At 66.5% G+C, this 18,587-nt stretch carries 18 protein-coding genes and 1 pseudogene; 8 read left to right on the top strand and 11 right to left on the bottom strand.

Annotated elements, in window-relative coordinates; all coding sequences use genetic code 11:
• Positions 1-86: 86 nt before the first annotated feature.
• The 3 genes from D477_RS06165 to D477_RS06155 form a co-directional block, all read right to left on the bottom strand.
• Positions 87-1,625, bottom strand: a complete 1,539-nt coding sequence (locus D477_RS06165; RefSeq protein ID WP_043845910.1) for a serine hydrolase domain-containing protein — start codon at positions 1,623-1,625, stop codon at positions 87-89.
• Between the two features lie 179 nt (positions 1,626-1,804).
• Positions 1,805-2,260, bottom strand: coding sequence for an SRPBCC family protein (locus D477_RS06160; protein ID WP_005268061.1), 456 nt, complete (start codon positions 2,258-2,260; stop codon positions 1,805-1,807).
• On the bottom strand, positions 2,253-2,594 hold the full coding sequence (locus D477_RS06155; protein WP_005268060.1) for an ArsR/SmtB family transcription factor: 342 nt from the start codon (positions 2,592-2,594) through the stop codon (positions 2,253-2,255). Before D477_RS06155 ends, D477_RS06160 begins: the two co-directional genes overlap by 8 nt.
• A 167-nt stretch (positions 2,595-2,761) precedes the next feature.
• Here D477_RS06155 and D477_RS06150 point away from each other — a divergent pair, with 167 nt between their 5' ends.
• Entirely contained in the window at positions 2,762-3,235 is a 474-nt protein-coding gene (locus tag D477_RS06150) for a hypothetical protein (RefSeq protein WP_005268059.1), read from the top strand.
• 72 nt (positions 3,236-3,307) lie between these two features.
• Here the strand turns inward: D477_RS06150 and D477_RS06145 are convergent, their stop codons facing one another.
• The 5 genes from D477_RS06145 to D477_RS06125 form a co-directional block, all read right to left on the bottom strand.
• Positions 3,308-4,303 (bottom strand): adenosine deaminase, encoded by a 996-nt coding sequence (locus tag D477_RS06145; RefSeq protein ID WP_005268058.1) that lies wholly within the window; start codon positions 4,301-4,303, stop codon positions 3,308-3,310.
• A 140-nt stretch (positions 4,304-4,443) separates the two neighbouring features.
• Positions 4,444-5,691, bottom strand: coding sequence for an amidohydrolase (locus D477_RS06140; protein WP_005268057.1), 1,248 nt, complete (start codon positions 5,689-5,691; stop codon positions 4,444-4,446).
• 30 nt (positions 5,692-5,721) lie between these two features.
• Positions 5,722-6,270, bottom strand: a complete 549-nt coding sequence (locus D477_RS06135; protein WP_005268056.1) for a hypothetical protein — start codon at positions 6,268-6,270, stop codon at positions 5,722-5,724.
• A 198-nt stretch (positions 6,271-6,468) separates the two neighbouring features.
• Positions 6,469-7,203, bottom strand: coding sequence for a DUF5058 family protein (locus D477_RS06130; protein WP_005268055.1), 735 nt, complete (start codon positions 7,201-7,203; stop codon positions 6,469-6,471).
• A 96-nt stretch (positions 7,204-7,299) separates the two neighbouring features.
• Positions 7,300-8,232, bottom strand: a complete 933-nt coding sequence (locus D477_RS06125) for a cytochrome b/b6 domain-containing protein (RefSeq protein ID WP_005268054.1) — start codon at positions 8,230-8,232, stop codon at positions 7,300-7,302.
• 331 nt (positions 8,233-8,563) lie between these two features.
• Here D477_RS06125 and D477_RS06120 point away from each other — a divergent pair, with 331 nt between their 5' ends.
• The gene (locus D477_RS06120; protein WP_424579999.1) at positions 8,564-9,535 is read left to right on the top strand and encodes a formylglycine-generating enzyme family protein; all 972 of its coding nucleotides are present in this window, start codon (positions 8,564-8,566) and stop codon (positions 9,533-9,535) included.
• A gap of 130 nt (positions 9,536-9,665) precedes the next feature.
• On the opposite strand, the gene D477_RS06115 is transcribed toward D477_RS06120, so the two are convergent.
• Positions 9,666-10,298: a TetR/AcrR family transcriptional regulator gene (locus D477_RS06115; protein WP_043845908.1), complete on the bottom strand. Its 633-nt coding sequence runs from the start codon at positions 10,296-10,298 to the stop codon at positions 9,666-9,668.
• Between the two features lie 177 nt (positions 10,299-10,475).
• Here D477_RS06115 and D477_RS06110 point away from each other — a divergent pair, with 177 nt between their 5' ends.
• The 6 genes from D477_RS06110 to D477_RS06085 are packed head-to-tail and all read left to right on the top strand — an operon-like array spanning position 10,476 to position 17,233.
• Complete coding sequence (locus D477_RS06110; protein ID WP_005268051.1) at positions 10,476-12,170, top strand: amidohydrolase; 1,695 nt, start codon at positions 10,476-10,478, stop codon at positions 12,168-12,170.
• A gap of 37 nt (positions 12,171-12,207) precedes the next feature.
• Complete coding sequence (locus tag D477_RS06105) at positions 12,208-13,209, top strand: ABC transporter substrate-binding protein (RefSeq protein ID WP_005268050.1); 1,002 nt, start codon at positions 12,208-12,210, stop codon at positions 13,207-13,209.
• A 28-nt stretch (positions 13,210-13,237) separates the two neighbouring features.
• A complete protein-coding gene (locus D477_RS06100) occupies positions 13,238-14,014 on the top strand; it encodes an ABC transporter permease (RefSeq protein WP_005268049.1) in 777 nt (258 codons plus the stop codon).
• On the top strand, positions 14,011-14,784 hold the full coding sequence (locus tag D477_RS06095; RefSeq protein WP_005268048.1) for an ABC transporter permease: 774 nt from the start codon (positions 14,011-14,013) through the stop codon (positions 14,782-14,784). The genes D477_RS06100 and D477_RS06095 overlap by 4 nt, the downstream gene beginning before the upstream one ends.
• A 44-nt stretch (positions 14,785-14,828) precedes the next feature.
• Positions 14,829-15,644: an ABC transporter ATP-binding protein gene (locus D477_RS06090; RefSeq protein WP_005268047.1), complete on the top strand. Its 816-nt coding sequence runs from the start codon at positions 14,829-14,831 to the stop codon at positions 15,642-15,644.
• On the top strand, positions 15,641-17,233 hold the full coding sequence (locus tag D477_RS06085; RefSeq protein WP_005268046.1) for a sulfatase family protein: 1,593 nt from the start codon (positions 15,641-15,643) through the stop codon (positions 17,231-17,233). The genes D477_RS06090 and D477_RS06085 overlap by 4 nt, the downstream gene beginning before the upstream one ends.
• 45 nt (positions 17,234-17,278) lie before the next feature.
• Here D477_RS06085 and D477_RS06080 read toward each other — a convergent pair whose 3' ends face one another.
• Both D477_RS06080 and D477_RS06075 read right to left on the bottom strand, forming a co-directional pair.
• On the bottom strand, positions 17,279-18,271 hold the full coding sequence (locus D477_RS06080; protein ID WP_005268045.1) for a PDR/VanB family oxidoreductase: 993 nt from the start codon (positions 18,269-18,271) through the stop codon (positions 17,279-17,281).
• A 50-nt stretch (positions 18,272-18,321) separates the two neighbouring features.
• Positions 18,322-18,587, bottom strand: a pseudogene (locus D477_RS06075) (aminotransferase); the annotation flags it as partial.

The raw sequence follows: 18,587 nt of genomic DNA, 5'->3' as shown, positions 1-18,587 counted from the left end.
TTGTGTTTCAGTCCGTTGGCTCCGGCTTGGCGTTCCGGTTGCCGGGGAGTGAACGGGAGAAGGGCGTTTTCGCCGTCCGTCTGGAACTAGCGCGGGACCCTGCGGCGTGCTGTGACCAGCAGCAGGACGGTCCTCGGCAAGGACCAGAGCAGGGCCAGCGCCAGGGCGGGCATGAGCGTGACGGCGACGTCCGGCAGGTGGCTAACGACGACGGCGAGCGGCACCGCGAAATGTGCGGGGACGTAGGCCACGGCAAGCCAGAGCAGCAGCACGTCCAGCGCCAGCGCGGCCGCGGCCAGCAGCAGGATGGGCGCGCGCCGGGGCCGGCGGCTCCGGAACAGGACAAACAGGGAGGTGGCGAGGCTGGCCAGCTCGGCCAGCAGGAGCGCCGCCGAGACTGCCCAGGCCTGGCGCTGCAGCCAGTCCTCCTGGATGGCGGGCGCGGCCGGCGGCTGGCCGTGCAGGATCCGCAGGATGTTCGTGTCGATCGCCTTCAGCCGCGACGGCGAAGACGGGTCATTGGCGTTGATGACCAGCGCCACCCCGAGCCCGGAGGACGGCACGACGGCCTGGTAGGTGTGCGTGTTGCCCCATTCGCCCTGATGCTCGACGACCACCGGGAGGTCCGCCGGCGGCTCGGTGGCCGGGGAGGCGGCCTCGACGAGCGGCCGAACGAACCAGCCCATCGCATACTCCTGCTCCCGGCTGACCCGTACCGCCGGCGTGAACATCGTCCCGACGCTCGACGGTTCGAGGATGCTCCGGCCCCGCCATCGGCCGCGGTCCAGCAGGGCGATCAGCTCATGGCTGAGGTCCTGGGCGGAGGCGTAGAGCGTGGTCGACGGCATGCCCGTGGTCGGGGCCGGCGCGTCGGCCGGCAGCCACCAAGTGCCGAACCACAGCGTGTGGCCCGTGGCCAGCCCGTCGGCCAAAGCGGCGGCCTTCGTGGTGTGCGTATGCTCCATGTCCAGGGGGGCCAGGACCTGCTGCCTCAGGTAGTCCCCGAAACGTTGCCCGGAGGCGGTCTCCACCAGCAGCCCCAGCACGGTGTAGTTGTCGTTGGAGTAGGTGAAAGCCTGGCCCGGCGTCCCCACGAGCTGTGCCCCTGCCAGCTTCCGCACTGCCGGTTCCAGTGTGTCCGCGGCCTGGGTTCGCTGCGATTCGAAGCCGGATCCGGTGGCCGTGGATAGCCCGCTGCTCTGGTTCAGCAGGTGCCGGACCGTGATGTCGGCCCCGCGCGGATCGTCTACCCGGAACCATGGCAGATAAGTGGTCACCGGCGCATCGAGCTCCAGGCGCCCCTGCTCCACGAGCTGCAGCACGGCAATCGCGGTGAGGGATTTGGTGGTCGACGCCAACAGCACCGGCGTCTCCACGGTCATCGGACGGCCGGAGCCATCGGCTTTGCCGAAGGCGGCCTGATGGGCAATGCGGCCATCATCAACGACGACGACGGCCGCTCCCGGGATTCCCAGCGTTTCCAACTGTTGCCGCAGATAGGAATCCACTGCGCCAAAGTCCGGTGCCGCCGTCGTCATGGGAACCCTGCTGAGCAGCGCCGCGGCCGCCACGATGCTCATCGCGAGCAGCCGCCGCAGGCAGGACCTGCTCCAAAACCGGGACACCGCGCCGCCTCCGCCGTCGGCTCATGTTGCCCCCACGGTAGGACGCTGCCGCACGAACCGCAACGGAGCGCAGCCGCCGGCCCCGCACTGGCTCGCAGTCACCACGCGGAAAGGGGAGTACGACGGCGAAACGCGAGTTCCGCCGTCGTTCTCTCCTTTAAGGTGGGGGAGCGGAAGGGTCAGGCCAGGTGCTCGGCGAGGATGTCGAAGGCCTCAGCCCAGCCGTCGTGGACGTAGCCGTCGCCCGGTTTGCCCGCGATACCGCGCAGGTGGAAGGTCATCTCGGTGCGGCCGCCGTCGAGCTCGGCGAGCGTGACGGTGATGAGCGGCGAATCCTCCACCTTGTCGCCGGGCGAGGCCCAGGTGAAGATGAGGCGCTCGGGTTCGACCACCTCGAGGTACTGCCCGGCGGTGGGGTACTCGCTGCCGTCCGGGGCGATCATCGTGTAGGTGTAGCTGCCGCCGGGGCGTGCGTCGATCCGCACGGACTCCCGCGGTGTCCTGACGTCCCGCGGGTGCAGCCAGAACGGCGCTTCCTCCGGGTCGGTCCAGGCCCGCCAGATGGTCTCGCGCGGAGCGTCGAAGACGCGGGTGATCGTGAACTGCTTTTCCTGGGTGCTGGTTGCCTCAGCCATTGCCGGGCCTCCCTTTCAGATCGCGGAGCCGCTCATCCAGCAAGTCGAACCGTTCGTTCCAGAGACCTCTATGGTGGTCGATCCAGTCCGCAACATCATCCAGCGGTTCGGTGCGGAGCGTGCAGGTGCGCCACTGCGCCGTGGCGGTCCGCTCGATCAGGCCGGCGTTCTCCAGCACCCGCAGATGCTGCGAGACCGCAGGCCTGCTCATCTCGAACGGCTCCGCCAGTTCGCCGACAGTAGCCGGCCCCTTGCGCAGCCGGGAGAGGATCTCCCGGCGGGTGGGGTCCGCCAGCGCCGCGAACACGGCGCTCAGCCGGTCCTGCGCGCCCATGTAAGTAACTCCTTAATTAAGCTGTCTCTTAACCGTAGGCCCGTGGGCTACCTTGGTCAAGGGCTCGTTCCAAGCAACCTGACGATCCGTGCGGCAAGGCCGCAGCGCCGGCGGCTTGGGCGTGCTGCCTAGACTGGCTACAGGGAAACTGCGAAATCGGAGGAAACGTGTTCAGGCCCGGGGCGCCCATCGACGAGATCGAGCGGGATGTCGAAGCAATGATCATCGAGCTGGTGCATGAGCTGGGCCGGCAGGCCGATGCGGATCCCTACAGGGTCGGGGCGGAGGAGCGCGCCTACATCAAGGCCTTCTCGGACGCCCGTGCCAACAGCAGCCACAACCAGGCAGGCCTGTTGTCCACGGCCATCGGGCGGCCCAACCTCGCCGAGGCCCTGATCTACCTGAACCGCCGGCTGGACCGCGAAGACCTGGATCCGCGCGAGCCGGCGGGCATCATCGGCGTCATCGTGCGGCTCGCGATGGACGGGCTCTGGGTCAGCGACATCCTCGACAACACCCGGTTCTCGCCCGAGGAGCGCCGCAGGATCACCGATATCCTGACCGGGCTGACCTACCTGACGGACAAACGGCTGGAGCAGGTCGTCGAGGAAGCCAAGGCGGATATCGACATCCGGAAGTAATAACGACGGCGGACGGCCGGCCTGGGTGCCGGTGCTTGCTGTGGTGCGGAATTCCTGCCTGCATAGGCATCCTCAGCCCTGCCCCGACCGCCAGGCCTCGACTTCCGCCAGGAGCGCAGCGCGCCGGTCCTCCGTCAGGAAGGCCGAGCGGATGGAGTTGGCGGCGAGCCTGGCCAGCTCGTCCGGGGTGAAGCCGAAGGTCCCGGTCAGCTGGTCGACGTTGGTGTCCACGTAGCCGCCGAAGTAGGCCGGGTCGTCGGAGTTGACGCAGACATTGAGGCCGCGGGCGAGCATGGCGGGCAGTGGATGGTCCGCGAGCGTGTCGACGGTGCGGAGCCGCACGTTGGACAGCGGGCAGACGGTCAGCGGGACCTGGTCGGCGGCGAGCCGCTGGACCAGCTGCTCGTCTTCCATGCAGCGGATGCCGTGGTCGATCCGCTCCGCGCCGAGCAGGTCCAGCGCCTCGGTGATGTAGCTGGGCGGACCTTCCTCGCCGGCGTGGGCAATGCGGCGGAGACCGGCGGCCCGTGCCCGTTCATACACCTGGACGAAGCCGCTGGGCGGGTGGCCGACCTCGGCCGAATCCAGTCCGATCCCGATGATCGGTGCCTCCGTGGCGATCAGCCGGTCGAGCACGTCCAGCGCCTCCTCCGCCGGCCGGTCCCGCAGGAATGCGGCAATGAGTTCCGTGCTCACACCGAACTCGGCCTCGCTTTCGGCCAGCGCCGAGGCCACGCCGTTGACGCACGTTCCCAGCGAAACGCCGCGCGCCAGATGCGCCTGGGGATCCATCATGATCTCGGCGTGGCGGATGCCGGCGGCGGCAGCCCGGCGCAGGTACGCCTTCGTCATGTCCGCGAAGTCCGCCTCCGTGCGCAGCACGTCCATGTTCCGGTAGTACAGGTCCAGGAAGGACTGCAGGTCCGTGAACTCATACTGTGCCCGGAGTTCGTCAAGGTCCTCGTATGGCAGGGCGATGCTATTGCGGTCCGCCAGCTCGAAAATAAGCTCCGGCTCCAGCGTCCCCTCAATGTGGAGGTGGAGCTCTGCGACAGGAAGCTGGTTCATCTGGTCCTTCCCTAGGTTGTGAAGGTCAAACCTAGGCGACCCGGGAAAGCTCTGGCAACAAGCGCGGACGCAGTTGTGGGGAACCGCCTCCCGCTGGCCCCCGCAACAACGGGGTCTGGTTCCGGAAGAAGGCTGGTTCGTTAGCGGCCCACGTAGCAGAGCATGGCGCTGAGCGCGGCAGCGGTGCCGTGCACGAGGGCGGCCTCGGAGTCCGGTGCGAAGGCCGGGTGGTGGTTGCCCGGCGGCACCTTGCCGTCCTCGAACTCCTCGGCAGGAAACGCGCCGAACGCCCAGAAAACCATGGGGACGCCGATCGCGTCGGCGAGCCACCCGGCGTCCTCCGAGCCCATGCCAAGCGGTGCGTTGACGATCGAGTCCTCGCCGAAGGCGTCGCGGAAAGCAGCCTCCACACGTTCTGCCTGCTCGGGATCGTTATAGAGGCGCGGGAAGCGGGAGATCTCTGCGATCTCCGGCTCGCCGATTCCGGACGCGGCGGCCTCGGCGTTGACAATCCGGCGGATCGCGCCGAGGACCTTTGTGCGGGTGTCTTCATCCGGCGTACGGACGTTGAGGCTGAACTCGGCGGTCTCGGGAATGATGTTCTCCTTCAGGCCCGCATGGAACGTCCCAACGGTGACCACGGCCGGCGTGGTTGGCGCGAGCTCGCGCGAGACGATGGTCTGCAGACGCAGGACCATCGCCGAGGCCGCGACGATCGGGTCGATCGACTTCTCCGGCTGGGAACCATGCGCTTGGCGTCCGCGGACCGTGATGCGCCACGAGTCGGCAAGGCTCGCCATGTGCTCGGGCCGGATGGTGAACGTGCCGGAGGGCTGTGGCATGACGTGCTGGGCCAGGACCACCTCCGGGCGCGGCGCGCGGTCCCATAACCCGTCGTCGACCATGGCCTTGGCGCCGGCCGCTGTCTCCTCTGCAGGTTGGAAGAGCAGGACGACCGTTCCCGCCCAGGCCTCGCGGTTCGCCGTCAGGTACGCCGCGGCGGCGAGTGCGTTCGTGGTGTGGGTATCGTGCCCGCAGCCATGCATGGTGGGGGTGGTGCTGCCGTCCGGGAGGGTCCCCGTCGCGGTGCTCGCATAGTCAAGCCCTGTTTCCTCGGCGATGGGCAGGCCGTCGGTGTCCGCGCGGAAACCGATGACCGGCCCTTCCCCATTGCGCAATAGACCTACGACGCCGGTCCCTCCGCTGCGGAAGTGCTCGATGCCGAGCTCGTGGAGCCGCGCCTCGATGGCCGCGGCGGTCGCGTGCTCTTGGGACGAGAGCTCGGGTGCCCGGTGGAACGACTTATACATCTCGATGTGCTCGGCAATAAAGCCCGGCGAGACCTTGATTCCTGGTGCGAGGGTGATGAGGGCGTCGGGCTGGGTCATGGGAGACCTTTCGCGGATTTGTTGCAGAAGTCAGTGTCCGGCGGATGGTGGTGCTGCGGGCGGCGCATCGGTGCGGCTGCGGGCAACCCACGCGACAACGATCGAGATGATGACAGCCATCGCAGTGGCGAAGTTCGTCAGGGCTGGAACGAGCGGGACGACGAGGAACGTGATGACCGCTGCGACGACGGCGGCGATGACCGTGATGCGCACGTTCCTCATCGTGACGACGGCCTGGACTGTCACGGCGCCGAACACTGCAGGGAGGATGTAGAGCCGCGCGAGGCCGATGAGGTCCGGTGGGAGGGAGCCCACGAGCCACGTGCCGAGGAGGCCGACCAGGACCACGAGTGTGACGAGGTGGATGTACACGGCACCGATGATGGCGGCGCCCGCTATGAGTTCCGCACGCCGCGTCCCCGGTCTTTCGTCCAGGTCGGTTTGGGCGATGAGGGCCGCCGGGAGCAGTTTGTTCGCGATATTGCCGATCATGAACGCCTGGTACATCGCGGAACGCCCGAGGATCGGATAGTACGCAATGGGCTCGACGATCGCGATGACGCCGAACGTCGCGATCACGATGCCGACGGCGCCCCAGAGTTCCGCGGCGGTGACCCCCAGCCCGGTGCCGAATCCGGCGAAGAGGGCCGCGGCGAGGGAGATGAGGAAGCCGAGCGCCAGGGTGATGGGGCCCAGACGGACGTAGTGCGGTCGAACTGGGCGAGTCCGGTGAGCGGCGCTTTGCTGGTCTGCGAGGACATGCGGTCTCCTGCCCTTTCACCCGGTAGTCATGAAGTAGGCGACGGCGAGTGCGACGACGATCGCGAACCCGAGCCCCCACTCGTGCAGCCAGGACTTCTTGAGGTATTTGGCCCCGAGCAGGCACAGGCCCATCGTGGCGGCCGACACGAGCAAGGTGACCAGGTGGACCGGAGACTTCGTGGTCTCGGCGAGCGCGAGCGTGAAGAACGCCCCGAGCAGGGCCGCGGCGGGCACCACGGTCATGACCGCCGGATTGACCTTGCGCAATGTCTGGTCGCCCTTGGACAGGATCGGGGTGAGGATGAGCGCCGAGAGCATCCACACGATGCCGCCCAGCGTCATCGCGGCGAAACCGATCGCGAAGATCTTCTGCGTGTAGGTGGGCCCGCCGAGCTGGGCGTCCTGGGTGCCTGCGGCGAGGCCCGCGGCCGCGACATCGAACGCCGCCGAACCGACCAGGCCGATGCGGGTCAGTACAGCAGGCGTGGCGAACAGCGGCAGGAGGGAGATCGCCACAAGCGCGACGGCGAGCGACGGGCCGATGGCTGCGACGGCACCGGCGCGGACGGCGCGGCTCACCTGCTGATCGGTCAGGTCGGCGGCGGCGCCTGCCCTGCGGATGGCCCGCAGGTAGATGACCGACTGCAGGATGATGACGGCGAAGACTCCCGCCGCCGCGACCCACAGCACCGGATGGAACGCCACGGGCAGGATCTCAGTCGAGTTCGGGTCTATTCCGGTAGGAAGCATGGCGCTCCTTGGATGCAATGCCTGGAAACGGAGCCTTGATCAATGAAGCGCCTCAGTATCTCCGAAGGTCAACCCTCCGCGCCAACTTTCGGTGCGTCAGCGGCTGATCTTGCCCATCAAAGCTGCGACGGGGCGCAGCAGGACCGGCCGGGCGGCGATCCAGGCCGCCGCCATGACCACTAGGGAAGCCGCGAAGATCCAGAAACCGAGCCACCCGCCGTCGTCCCTTGCCGCATACATGTGGTTGAGGTTGCGCAGCGCGCCCGTGGCGAGCACCAGGGCGACGTGGACGATGATGAAGGCGACAAAGTAGAACATCACCGGCAGATGGATGGCGCGGGCCAGTTCGATCGGGTAGACCTTGTTGATCCCGGCCTGCTTCGGCCAGGCCGAGGACATCCGCAGGCCGGTGATGATGGCCAGCGGGGCGGCGATGAAGATCGTGGCGAAGTAGGTCAGCAGCTGCAGGGCGTTGTAATTGACCCAGCCGTTCTCCAGCGGCCAGTCCAGCGAGGCGTACTGCAGGCCGGCGGAAACGGCATTCGGGAAGACGTCCCAGCTGGTGGGCACGACGCGGGTCCACTGGCCGGTGGCGAACAGCAGGATGTAGAAGGCCAGGCCGTTGAGCACCCACAGCACGTCGAGGCTGAGGTGGAACCAGAGATGCAAGCTCATCTTCTGCGGCGGGTTCTTCGTCTTGATCAGGCCCCGGTTGTTGCGCGTCCAGTAGCTCGGCGGGCGGGTGACCGTGCGGACCTGCCAGCCGGAGCGGATGATCAGCAGGATCAGCAGCGCGTTCAGGAAGTGCTGCCAGGCGAGCCAGGCCGGGAAGCCGACCGGAGCGCCTTCGGGCAGGTCGGAATGGCCGGGGTAGGCCGCCAGGAAGTCCTGCACAGCCGGCAGTCCGCGCAGGCCCTTGGCAGCGAGCACTACGGCGAGCAGGCCCACCAGGATGGCGGGCACGATCCAGTACAGTTTGGTCCACTTGCTGCGCGAAGCGGCGGACTTGGTCTTCATGGAGGGGGACATGGGGTGTGATTGTCTCTCTGGTAAGGACGGGTGCGTCCGTGCAGGTCTGCTCGGTCAAGGGTATGAACCGAGGATACTCTGAGGCCGGAATATGGCGGAGAGTGGCGAAGTGCGACCTCAGCGCCGCAACGATGACGTAACGCTTGGTCATCCGATTGTCCGGTGACGCCCGATCCGGGCCACGACCGCGACGAGCTGCCTGCCTTGGAGAAGCTGCCGCCGCTGCTGCCGTAACCGGGTGGTGCTATCGGTTGAAGGCGGATCGGTCGGGCATGTCCGCTGTCACAGTGGCGCGGTACGGTGGAACAGATCGAAGCGGAAGGAGTCCGGAGTGTCTTGTTGCGGCACGCCGCCACGGCAGGGCGGGACGGAGGCGGATCGGTTGTCGCCGGCTTCAGCGGTACCGAGGCCGGGCACGCCGGCGGAGCATCAGGACGTCCTGCTGCCGGGTGGAAGCTTCCTGATGGGCGACCATTTCGGCGAGGGCTATCCGGCGGACGGGGAGGGGCCCGTGCACAAGGTAGTGCTGGACAGCTTCCGGATCGATGCGGCTGCCGTGACCAATGAGGACTTCTCCCGCTTCGTCGAAGCCACTGGGTATCGGACCGAGTCCGAGCACTACGAGTCTTCCGCCGTCTTCCACCTGCAGGTGCAGGCCGCAGCCGCTGATGTGCTCGGGGAGGCAGCGGGCGCACCGTGGTGGGTGAACGTCCGCGGTGCCGACTGGGCCCATCCCACGGGCCCGTTGTCGAGCTGGAGGGATATCCCGCAGCATCCGGTAGTACAGGTGTCCTGGAACGACGCTCAGGCATACTGCCGCTGGGCCGGGCGGCGCTTGCCGACCGAGGCGGAGTGGGAGTATGCCGCGCGCGGCGGGCTGGAAGGGAAGCGCTACGCGTGGGGCAACGACTTGGCCGGCCCGGCCGGGGAGCACTACTGCAACATCTGGCAGGGGGAATTTCCGCGCAGCAACACGCTCGACGACGGTTACTTGGGAACCGCCCCGGTCCGCACCTTTCCGCCAAACGGGTTCGGGCTGTACGAGGTCAGCGGGAATGTGTGGGAGTGGTGCAACGACTGGTTCTTGCCGAAGTATTACCGCAATTCGCCATCGCACAATCCGCAAGGCCCGACGATCGGCAGGGGCAGGGTCATGCGCGGCGGGTCATTCTTGTGCCACGACTCCTACTGCAACCGCTACCGCGTAGCGGCCCGTAGTTCCAACGGCCCCGAGTCTGCCAGCAGCAACTGCGGTTTCCGGACTGTGGCGGCACCGGGTGTAGCCAGCAGCCAGCGGCGCTGACAGTCCGGCCGTCCTGGCTCAGCAAATATGCTTCTCCCTCGCCGGCTGAGGGACAGCGGTCCACCGGGACCGAGCCGGCGCACCGCTCCGGGCGATAGAACGTGGTGAGGACCAGAAGGAAGGATTCGGGCTAGCTGGTCTTTGCTGAATCCTGTGCGTAGACGAAGGCGCCGGACACGCTTCGAGCGAGCATGTCAACCAAAGCGGCGGAGCGTTTGGGATCAGGGTCTGCCAGATGCTGCATGCTGATGCCGTCGATGCCCGAGATGAACAGGCGCGCGGCCAGTTCCAGATTGGTGGGCACTTCCTCGCCCGCGTTGGTGGCTGCGGCTTCGAACAGGTCGCTGGTCGAACGGACCCAGCCCTCGTACATCGAGCGGTTCATGGCCAGCGCTTTTGGCTCCTCTTCGGCGTCGACGCGGAAGCGGCGCAGCAGCAGTTCAAAGGTGGTGACCTGTTCGTGGGGTTCCGCCAGCATTCGTTCCCAGACACGGCGCGCGTGCGCTAGAACCACAGATTCGAGGCCGGCATCGGAGGCCGGCACCGGGGGCAGCGCCTGGGCGTAGTCACGGCTGAGGTAGTAGTAGACCTCCTGGAGCAATTCGTCCTTGCTGCGGAAGCAGTAGTGCAGCGATGCCAGCGGAGCCTCTGCTTCAGCTGCGATCCGGCGAGTCGTCGCTGCTGCCAAGCCGTCATGTGCGATGACCTTCGCCGCTGACCGAACGAATTGAAGCCGCCGTTCGGCAGTAGGTACTCGAGCCAATGCATTCTCCTCCAGCTAACTGGAATCCATCCTAGGCCCAGATTGGAGCCTCCGGCTTTCTTGCGGACATGACGGAAATGGGCCGTCTGGAAAAGATTCTAGAAAAAGCTGGTCAATTGACCAAGTCATCCGACATACTGTTCGAGTCGGTAATCCAAGTCACATCAGGAGGTGTCCATGGCTAACGGGGATGCGGTTGGTCTGCTGATCGCCAATGCCACCCTGCCGGAGGGAGCGCGCGCGAATGTCGCGGTTTCAGGAGGCGCGATCCTAGCCGTTGGCGGGGACGAGGTCTTGGAGCTGGTCGGTCCGAGTACCCGCGTGATCGACGCAGACGGAGGCGCTGTACTGCCGGGCGTCAACGATGGCCACCTGCATTTCATTGCATCCGCGATGGCGAAGTTCGGCTACCTCAACGTTGGCGCCTCGGTGGCTTCGAATTGGCGGCATGTCGAGACTCTGCTCGCAGACGCGGCACCCGGAGCGGACGGCTGGATCCGGGCCCATGGCTGGGACGAAGTTGTTCTTGGTCCGGGCGGCGAGGAGGTAGTGCGCGGTCTGCGCCCGGACGCCCCGGTGGTCGTGTTCGACCAGACCGGCCACCAATTGCTGGCCAACCAGACCGCAATGGCGGCCGCCGGCGTGGGCCAGTCCCCGGCCGTGCCCAGCGGCGGTGTCATCGGCCGCACCGCATTGGGCGAGCCGAACGGCTTGTTCGTGGATGCCGGTATGGAATTGATTACCGCAGCCCTGCCTCCCGTTCCCCGCCAGGCCCTGCGCACCGCAGCGCTGAAGTTCCAGCGTCTGCTGCATGCCCAGGGAATCACCTCGCTGACCGAACCCGGCCTCGGCCCGGGCGGCAAAGCGCTGATCGGCGGCGCATGCACCACCGACGCGCTCGAACTGCTCGGGGACCTCGCCGCTGGTGGCGAACTCACCCTGCGTATCAGCGCGCTCCTGCTCTTCGCCGGCACAGGCGGCGTCTCCACCGAGGCTGTCCGCGCCGGTCTGGCTTCCGGGCTGCAGCACCTCTATACGGACCGGGGCATCGATCCGCAGTTGCTGCGTATCGCCGGGGTGAAGGTTTTTGCCGACGGCACACCCCGCAGCGGCACCGCGTGGATGAGCGAGCCCTACGGACGCGAGTGCAACCACGGATCCTTGGTAGTCGCAGGCAGTACCGACGCCGAGCGGGTCAGCGAGCTGCACGAAATCGTTCGGCTCATCCACGAGGCCGGCCTGCAGGCGGGCGTCCATGCCACCGGCGACGCAGCCACGGAGTCCGCCGTGGACGCCATCATCGCTGCACAAAGGGACGGGCGCATTGGCCGGCACTACATCATTCACGGGGCCTTCCGCAGCAACGCTTCCCTCGGCCGGCTCGCCCGCCATGAGGTCGGGTACAGCACGAACCCGGCCATCCGCGCCGCCGCCGGTGACTTGATGAAACGCCTGCTCGGCGAGGAACGCTACGCGCGCCACCAACCGCTCCAGTCGGCCCTGCGGGCCGGAGTCAAACTGAATATCGCCTCCGATTCGCCAGTGACCGACACGGACTGGCGCCGCACAATCGCGGCGGCTGTTACCCGCGACACAGTCCACGCGCTCGGACGCCCCGATGACCCGGGGCGCCTCACATCCGCGCAGGCGCTGCTGGCCATGACCGCCCTTCCCGCGTGGCAGGACCATGCCGAGGATGCCAAGGGCAGCCTGGCGCCCGGCATGGCCGCGGACCTATGCGTGCTGGATGGCCCCTGGCCATCCTCGGAAGCCATCGACGAGCTGGCCGAACGCAAGGTCGCATGGACCATTGCGCGCGGCGGCGTCGTCCACGAACCCGGCTGGGTCACCGCAAGCCGCCGCCCGGCCTGAATCTTCCGCTCCACATACCCGACCTGAAGGAAAAAACATGGGAAAGAAGAATCTCACCGTCGCACTGGCCACCGTAGCTGTCCTTGCCCTGTCCGCCTGTGGCGGCAGTGATGCCGGCAGCAGCGAGGCCGAGGCAGCCGGCGGCACCGGGACGCTGAAGGTGGGCACCATCGGCATCGGCTCGGACGCAGCGATCAAGATGGCCATCGATAAGGGTTATTTCAAGGACGAGGGCCTCAACGTCGAAACCAGCGTGGTGGCCAATCCGCCGGCCGGCGTCGCCGCAGCCCAGAGCGGACAGCTGGACCTGACGTACTCGCCGTCGATCCCGATGCTGAACGCGATGAGCCAGAACGTTCCGTTGAAGATCGTCGCCGCCGCGGATGGCTATGCCCCGAAGGACCAGCAGCCGGAGGACTTGGCGCAGGTCGACGACACGGGCCTCTTCGTGCCCAAGGGCAGCAGCATCACCAGCCCCAAGGACCTGGAGGGGAAGTCCGTTTCCGTGCCGGCCCGAAAGGCCCAAATGGAGGTGACGGTGGCCAAGGCCGTCAAGGATGCAGGCGGGGACCCGGCCAAGATCAACTGGATGGTGCTGGATCCGGCTTCGGCCCTGCAGTCCCTGGACTCCAAGCGCGTTGACGCCGCCGCGCTGGTCGCTCCGTTCACGTCCCAAGCCGAGTCGAAGGGCCATGGGCGCCTGGCCTCTCCGGGCGTTGAATTCTTCCAGGAGGGCGCGGTGGGTCTCTGGGTGGCCGGCGCCAAGACGGTTGAGGAGAAGAAAGACCAGATGGCGGGTTTCGCCCGGGCGATCAACAAGGCCAACGATTATGCCAACAAGAACCTGGAGGAAGCACAGAAGGCGGGTGCCCAGTTGACTGGCGTGCCGCTGGAGACGCTGCAGAAGGGCGCCGAGACGTACTGGCCTACCGAAGTGAAGCTTGAGGAGATCCACCGGGTCAACAAGCAGTTGGCGGAGCTGGGATTTCTGGCCAAGGAAGTGCCGCTGGACCAGGACCTGATCTTCAACGGCCAGTAGGCCAGCCGATCCTATTGGAGCAGATCTCATGAACAAGAATCTGAGGCCGCTGCTGGTCAGCGCCGGCGGCATGCTGGCTGCCCTGGCCCTGTGGCAAGTCACCGCAACTGGCCCGATGGCGGGTGGTCCGCTGCCCAGCGCGGCAGCGACCTTCGTCCAGCTGGCCGGGCTGGTGGCCAACGAAGCCTTCTGGGCCGCGCTCGCCGAAACCCTGGTGATCTCACTGGCCGGCTTAACGTCAGCAGCAGTGGTTGGCGTCGTCACTGGCGTGCTGATCGGCAGCTTCGAGCCGGTCCGGTACGCCACCTTGGCCGTGCTGGAGTTCCTCAAGCCCATCCCGCCTATCGTCATCCTGCCGCTGGTAGTACTGATTTTCGGCCCGACTACGCAGATGTCGTGGTTCCTGGTCTTCTTCGGCTGCGTGCTGCCCATAATCATGCAAACCGTTTCGGGTGTGCACGACGCCGACCCTGTCACCCTGGATACGGCGCGCTCCTATGGGCTGGGCAGGACCGAAATTCTGGCCCGGGTCACCCTGCCGTCGGCCATGCCGTTCATAGGTACCGCCATGCGGGTGGCTGCTCCGGCCGCCTTGGTCATCACGGTGGTGGCTGGGCTGCTCGGCGGCGGGCCCGGTCTTGGCCTCAGCATCTACCAGGCCCAGGCTGCAGGCGACTACCCGGTGCTGTACGCCTATGTCGTCGTCCTCGGCGTGTTGGGCTTGTCTTTCCAAGGTGCCAGCAGGCTGGCCGAGCGCCGTCTGCTCCACTGGCACGCGTCCTACCGTGAGGTGCTACCGGCATGAACCGCAAATTGACCAATTGGGCCCTCGGCGTCGGCACTCCATTCTTGCTGGTAGCCGCCTGGTGGATGTTCTCGGAGAACTCGACCAACACTTTCTTCCCTCCGCTGGGCATGATTCTGGAGCGCTTCCAGGCGCTTTGGCTGTTCGAGCACTTCGAATCGGACGTGATGCTCAGCCTCCGGAACCTGGTCGTTGGCTACGCCCTGGCCACGGTGATCGGGGTTGGCTTGGGCTTCGTCACGGCGCTGATGCCTGTTGCCCGATGGGCGCTGGACCCGCTGATTCACTTCCTGCGCGGCATACCGCCGGTGGCCTTGGTCCCGATCTTCATTTCCCTGATCGGCTTCGGCATCGAGATGCGTCTCGTCAGCATCACGCTGGCGGCGATGTTCCCCACCCTGATTGCCACCGTAGACGGCATCCGCAGCGTCGATTCAACCCTCAAGGACGTCAGTTCCGTCTACCGGCTGACTCGCGCCGAGAAGCTGGCCCAGGTCTACCTGCCTGCCGCCGGGCCGCAGATCGCCTCCGGTATGCAGGTGAGCCTCCAAGTCGCGTTCGTCGTGATGATTGCCTCCGAGATGCTCGGCTCCTCACAGGGCATCGGTGCGATGACTCTGCTGGCCCAGCAGAGCTTCATGACTTCGGACATGTGGGCAGGCATCCTGCTGCTGGGGGTCATCGGCTTCGGCGCCAACCTGGTCTTCGAAGTCATCAAGAACAAAGTCCTGGCCTGGTACGTGGGCTCGAAGAGGCTCGCCCGCTCATGAACCACCTACCGGCCCCGCATCACCATTCCGCTATGGAGAATTCGATGAAACTGCAGGAGAAACCCGTGACAGTCAACAACGCTGCGGCCGTACCGCCGCGGCTCGAAGTGACAGCCTTGTCCAAGACCTACGGCAGCGGCCCGAGCGCCAAGTGTGTGATTGAGGACCTTACTTTCACGATTGGCACTGGCGAAGTTGTCTGCATCGTAGGGCCCTCCGGTGTCGGCAAGACTACATTGCTCAAGTGCCTGGCCGGCCTGCAGCCGGCGACGTCCGGGACAGCTGCTATCGACGGCCGGACAATTGCCGGTCCGCCCGCGGAAATGGCACTGGTCTTCCAGGACTACAGCCGTTCCCTCATGCCGTGGTTGACCGTACGCAAGAACGTCAGGCTGCCGCTGCGCCATCTGCGCCTGCCGGAGGCTGAACTGAACCAGCGGATCAACACGGCACTGGAGGCAGTGGGCCTGGCGCACGCCGCAAACCAGTACCCGTGGCAGCTCTCCGGCGGCATGCAACAGCGCGTGGCCATCGCCCGCGCCCTGGCCTACCGCCCGGAAATCCTGATCATGGACGAGCCGTTCGCCTCGGTGGACGCGCAGACGCGCTTCGAACTTGAGGATCTGTGCCTGAAGATCCGGGAGGACTTCGGCATGACAATCCTGGTGGTCACCCACGATATCGACGAGGCCGTGTACCTCTCCGACCGTGTCGTAGTGCTCGGCGCGAAGCCTGCCAGGGTGCTGGACGTTGTGGACATTGACCTGCCTGCCCCGAGGGACCAGATCTCGACCCGTGCGCTGCCGGAGTTCGCCGAACAGCGCACCATGGTGCTGTCCATGATCCGGAAGCCGGCATGAGCGCGCCGAAGCGGCCCAATGTCCTGGTCTTCATCGCAGACCAACTGCGCGCCGACCATCTTGGCTTCGCGGGGAACTCCGTCGTGTATACGCCCAACTTGGATAGGCTCGCTGCCGAGAGCATGGTCTTCACCGATGCGGCCGTCACCAACCCCACCTGCATGCCTAACCGCGCGAGCCTGCTGACCGGGCGCTGGCCGTCCGCCCATGGAACGCGCTGCAATGGGATACCTCTGGATCCAGATGCCAACAACATGGTTCGCCAGCTCTCCTGCGGAGGGTATCTGACGACGGCGGTTGGCAAGCTCCATCACCAGAACATGGGGTGGGACTTCGAACCGATGCAGCGTACGGAGATCGAGACGACGGATCCGCTGCTGTTGGAGGGAACCGCCGCGGACGCCCGCATTCCGTCCCGGCCGCACGGCTGGGACCGGTGGGAGAACCGCGAAGCCCATGACCAGCGCTTCATCCCCCTGCCCGAGGACTACTACGGCTACCGGCAGGTGGACCTGGTGATCGGCCACGGGGACCGGCCGGGTGGCCATTACGTGCATTGGGCACGTGAACGGGGCGTTGATCCGCTGGCGCTGGGCGGCGCTGAGAACGCCGCGCGCCGCTTGGAGGGGTGGGACCAGGTCTACGAAACCCGCATCCCCGCCGGACTGCACCCGAGCGCGTATGTCGGGGAACGCGCCGTCGGACATTTGGCGGAATTTGCCGACGCCGGTGCACCCTTCTTCATGTTTGTCTCCTTCCCGGATCCGCACCATCCGTTCTCTCCGCCGGAGGGGTACTCCGATCTGTATGACCCGGAAGAGGTGGAACTGCCGATCGGGTTCTGGCAGGACCATGCGAAGTCACCGCCGCACATCCGGCACATGGTCGAACGTCGCGGTGAGCCCAACCCCGACCCCACCATGACCTTCGCCGCAGACGAGACCCAGTACCGCAATGCGGCGGCCGCGCAGTACGGGCTGATCACGCTGATGGATGAGCAGATCGGCCGCATCCTGGCTGCCTTGGAGGAGCACGAGTTGGCCGACGACACCATCATTGTCTTCACGAGCGACCACGGCGACCTCTTCGGCGACCACGGCCTGATGCTCAAACACTTCAGCCACTACCGGGCGGTCACCAATGTGCCGCTGACCATCAAGGTCCCCGGCTCTGCTCCGGGGGTTTCAGATGCGCTGGTTTCCACCGCGGACCTGGCTCCCACGCTGCTGGAACTAACCGGCGCCCGGCACTACCGCGGCATTCAGGGCAGGTCGCTGGTGCCGCTGCTGGAGCGCAAGGCGGGTTCGGTCCGGGACGCGCTGATCATCGAGGAGGACCAGCCCTTCGGACTGCCCGGGTTGCCCGGCCCCGTCCGCAGCCGGTCTGTCCTGACAAAGGAAGGCAGGCTGACGCGGTACTTCGGCTCCGACATCACGGAGCTCTACGACCACCGGCTGGACCGCGAAGAGCTCAACAACGTGGCGGGCGAACCGAAGTTCAAGGAACTGCAGGATTCGCTGACGGCAGCGATGCTTGACGGTATGGCCGCGCTGGCAGAGGAGGGGATTGCCCCGACCGCCGCCGCCTAGGCGTCGGTCGGGGCAGTGCGGTCGAGCAGAACACCCGGCGTGGGGTCAGATATCCAGCACGAGCCGTTTGCCCTTGCAGCGCGAGACGCAGATCATCATGGTGTCCCCGGCTTCGCGCTCCTCGTCCGAGAGCAGGCTGTCCCTGTGGTCTATCTCGCCGGAGATGACGGGGGTTTCGCAGGTCCCGCAGATTCCCTCGCGGCAGGAGTTGAGCACGGGAACGCCGGCGTCCATGAGGGCCTGCAGAATGCTGGTGCCGGCGGGGACCTCGATCTCTTCGCCGTCCGCCGTTTCAACGATGAATTCCGTGTTGTCTGACGTGTCGTTGGCGGTGTTGTTTGACGCGTTCGACGCCGGTGCCTCCTGGGGATCCGATGCGAACCTTTCGAAGTGGTACCGTCCGGGGTCTGTCCAGTCCTCGGCAAGGCGGGCGACGGCGTTCAGCAGCGGGGCGGGGCCGCAGGCGTAGACGTGGACCGCAGGGTCCAGCCCAGCGAGCAGCGGTTCGAGCGGGAAGAGGCCCGCTTCGTCGTCGTAATGCAGATGGACCTGGTCCCCGTACCGGTCGAGCTCATCCACGAATGCCATGGAACTGCGGCTGCGGCCCAGATAAGCCAGCCTCCACCGTGCCCCGGCCTGCTCGGCCTGCCGGATCATGGGCAGGATCGGCGTGATGCCGATGCCGCCGGCGATGAACAGGTATTCCGGTGCCGGCTCCAGCGCGAAGTTGTTCCGCGGTCCGCGCACCTGGACCTTGGTGCCCGGGCGGAGTTCATCGTGGATATAGGCTGAGCCGCCGCGGCCTTGCGGTTCGCGCAGCACGCCGAGGCGCCAGAAGCCGTCTTCCTGCCGGGAACAGAGCGAATACTGCCGCAGCAGTCCGTTGGGCAGCAGGACGTCGACATGGGCGCCGGGTTCCCACTCCGGCAGTGCCTGGCCGCCGGTGGGCTCAAGCCGCAGTGCGGCCACCGAATCCGAGGCCGCTTCGATCGAGGTGATTTCGACGTCGAAAAAATCCTGGCGGGGTCCGGTTCCCATAGGTGCTGCTCCTCATTCAAGGCCGGTGCAGGCCGGCGGTGTTCTACGATTCAGTTGGCCAGGGCGTCCACGGCGGCAAGCACGGCCGCTGATGCCTGCGGGCCGACGACGGTGACGCGGACGCCTTCACCGTCGAAGGCCCGGACGGATACCGACTCGGCCTGGCAGGCGGCTTCGAGTTCGCGTGCCCGGGCTCCTGCCGGAATCCACAGGAAGTTGCCGCCGCTGTCCGGAACGTCGAGGCCGCGGCCGCGGAGGGCGGCGGCGAGGCGCTCGCGTTCGGCGACGATGCCGGCCACGGTTTCCGCGGTCCGGG

The organism is Arthrobacter crystallopoietes BAB-32 (genome assembly GCF_000328305.2).
Taxonomy (GTDB): Bacteria; Actinomycetota; Actinomycetes; order Actinomycetales; family Micrococcaceae; genus Crystallibacter; species Crystallibacter crystallopoietes_A.
Note: the sequence above shows the minus strand (reverse complement) of the source record. Positions and strands in the feature narration are given on the sequence as shown.

Coding starts and splice junctions, on each gene's coding strand:
- D477_RS06140 (WP_005268057.1), bottom strand. CDS start 5,691: ATGACCCAGCCCGACGCCCTCATCACCCTCGCACCAGGAATCAAGGTC.
- D477_RS06145 (WP_005268058.1), bottom strand. CDS start 4,303: ATGAACCAGCTTCCTGTCGCAGAGCTCCACCTCCACATTGAGGGGACG.
- D477_RS06130 (WP_005268055.1), bottom strand. CDS start 7,203: ATGCTTCCTACCGGAATAGACCCGAACTCGACTGAGATCCTGCCCGTG.
- D477_RS06110 (WP_005268051.1), top strand. CDS start 10,476: ATGGCTAACGGGGATGCGGTTGGTCTGCTGATCGCCAATGCCACCCTG.
- D477_RS06105 (WP_005268050.1), top strand. CDS start 12,208: ATGGGAAAGAAGAATCTCACCGTCGCACTGGCCACCGTAGCTGTCCTT.
- D477_RS06085 (WP_005268046.1), top strand. CDS start 15,641: ATGAGCGCGCCGAAGCGGCCCAATGTCCTGGTCTTCATCGCAGACCAA.
- D477_RS06095 (WP_005268048.1), top strand. CDS start 14,011: ATGAACCGCAAATTGACCAATTGGGCCCTCGGCGTCGGCACTCCATTC.
- D477_RS06080 (WP_005268045.1), bottom strand. CDS start 18,271: ATGGGAACCGGACCCCGCCAGGATTTTTTCGACGTCGAAATCACCTCG.
- D477_RS06090 (WP_005268047.1), top strand. CDS start 14,829: ATGAAACTGCAGGAGAAACCCGTGACAGTCAACAACGCTGCGGCCGTA.
- D477_RS06155 (WP_005268060.1), bottom strand. CDS start 2,594: ATGGGCGCGCAGGACCGGCTGAGCGCCGTGTTCGCGGCGCTGGCGGAC.
- D477_RS06160 (WP_005268061.1), bottom strand. CDS start 2,260: ATGGCTGAGGCAACCAGCACCCAGGAAAAGCAGTTCACGATCACCCGC.
- D477_RS06100 (WP_005268049.1), top strand. CDS start 13,238: ATGAACAAGAATCTGAGGCCGCTGCTGGTCAGCGCCGGCGGCATGCTG.
- D477_RS06125 (WP_005268054.1), bottom strand. CDS start 8,232: ATGTCCCCCTCCATGAAGACCAAGTCCGCCGCTTCGCGCAGCAAGTGG.